Here is a 1,905-nt window from a genome sequence, read left to right as displayed (position 1 = left end):
GGACCGGGGGGGCGGCGCCGCGGGCCGTGGTGCGCACGGGGATGGGCCCGCGCGGGGCCGGCGGGCGGGCCGCTGCGCTCGCGGCGGCCGCCCCGCGGGGCTACGGCGCCGTGCTGGTGGCCGGCTTCTGCGCCGCGCTGGGCCCCGGGCTGCTCCCGGGCGAGGTGATCGTGGCCGACCGGGTGCTGGGCCCGGGCGGCGCCGCCGCGGCCACCACCGACCCTGCGGCGCTGGCCCGGTCCCTGGAGGCGCTGGGCCTGCCGGTGCGCACCGGCGCGCTGCACTCGTCGGACCACCTGGTGCGCGGCGCCGAGCGCCGCGCGCTGCACCGCACGGGCGCGCTGGCGGTCGACATGGAGAGCGCCGCCGTGCTGGCCGCGCTGCCCGCCGGGCTGCCGGTGGCGGCGCTGCGGGTGGTGGTGGACACCCCCGAGCGGGAGCTGCTGCGCCCGGGCACCGTGCCCGGCGGCCTGCGCGCCTGGCGCACCCTGCGGGCCGCCGTGCCCGCCCTGATCGGTTGGCACCGCGCGGTGCCGGCGCCGAGCGCCGGGCCCGCGGCGCCACGAGCGATACCCCAGCTGGTGGACCCAGCCCGATCGACCCACGATTTCCTGCCGACGCTCCCTCAGGAGGCGAGCTAGCCATGGCCATGCCGCTGCGCCAGACCGTGCGGGTCAGTACCTACCTCATGCAGCAGAAGCTGCTCAAGCGGCGCGAGAAGTTCCCGTTGATCGTGGAGCTGGAACCGCTGTTCGCCTGCAACCTCGCCTGCGAGGGCTGCGGGAAGATCCAGCACCCGGCCGGAGTGCTCAAGCAGCGGATGCCCGTCGCCCAGGCGGTCGGCGCGGTGCTGGAGTCCGGCGCCCCGATGGTCTCCATCGCCGGCGGCGAGCCGCTGATGCACCCGCAGATCGACGAGATCGTGCGTCAGCTGGTGGAACGGCGCAAGTACGTCTTCCTCTGCACAAACGCGCTGCTGATGCGCAAGAAGTTGGACAAGTTCACTCCTTCGCCGTACTTCACCTTCACCGTGCACATCGACGGACTGCGCGAGCGGCACGATGAGTCGGTGGCGAAGGAGGGGACCTTCGACGAGGCGGTGGCCGCCATCAGGGAGGCCAAGCGGCGGGGGTTCCGGGTGACGACGAACAGCACCTTCTTCAACACCGACACCCCGCAGACCATCATCGAGGTGCTGGACTACCTCAATGACGAGCTGAAGGTCGACGAGATGATGATCTCGCCGGCCTACGCGTACGAGAAGGCTCCCGACCAGGAGCACTTCCTGGGGGTCGCGCAGACCAGGGAGCTGTTCCGCAAGGCCTTCGCCGGGGGCAACCGCCGCCGCTGGCGGCTGAACCACAGCCCGCTCTTCCTGGACTTCCTGGAGGGCAAGGTCGACTTCGAGTGCACCGCCTGGGGCATTCCCAACTACTCGCTCTTCGGCTGGCAGCGCCCCTGCTACCTGATGGCCGACGGATACGTGCCCACCTACCGGGAGCTGATCGAGAAGACCGACTGGTCCAAGTACGGGCGCGGCAAGGACCCGCGCTGCGAGAACTGCATGGCGCACTGCGGCTACGAGCCGACCGCCGTGCTGGCGACGATGGGGTCGCTCAAGGAGTCGCTGCGGGCGATCCGGGAGACGGTGGGCGGCAACCGCTGAGTCGTCCTGTCCGGCGCGCACCCGTCGGTGCGCGCCGGGCGGCCCCCTGTTCGCGCCGTCTGACACGACGCCAGGGTGCCGGAGGCGGACGATGGCACCAAGGACCACGCACAGCAAGGATGAGCAGATCCATGACTGCGATCTCGTTGGGAATTCCCGCTCTGCCCCACCAGCCGCTCGCCAGGCGGCGGTACTCGCGGCAGATCATGGTCGGCAACGTTCCGGTCGGTGGTGACGCC

2 protein-coding genes are annotated in these 1,905 nt (G+C 72.0%); both read left to right on the top strand.

Going from position 1 to position 1,905, the window contains the following annotated elements; all coding sequences use genetic code 11:
• A partial coding sequence (locus ABD323_RS40770) for a phosphorylase family protein (RefSeq protein ID WP_344447159.1) occupies window positions 1-641 on the top strand: 641 nt, incomplete at its 5' end.
• Window positions 642-643: 2 nt separating this feature from the next.
• A complete protein-coding gene (gene hpnH, locus ABD323_RS40765; protein WP_344447158.1) occupies window positions 644-1,666 on the top strand; it encodes an adenosyl-hopene transferase HpnH in 1,023 nt (340 codons plus the stop codon).
• Window positions 1,667-1,905 lie beyond the last annotated feature (239 nt).

Source organism: Kitasatospora nipponensis, from assembly GCF_039528135.1.
Classification (GTDB): domain Bacteria; phylum Actinomycetota; class Actinomycetes; order Streptomycetales; family Streptomycetaceae; genus Kitasatospora; species Kitasatospora nipponensis.
The sequence above is the reverse complement of the archived record's forward strand: the minus strand, read 5'-3'. Positions and strand labels throughout refer to the sequence as shown.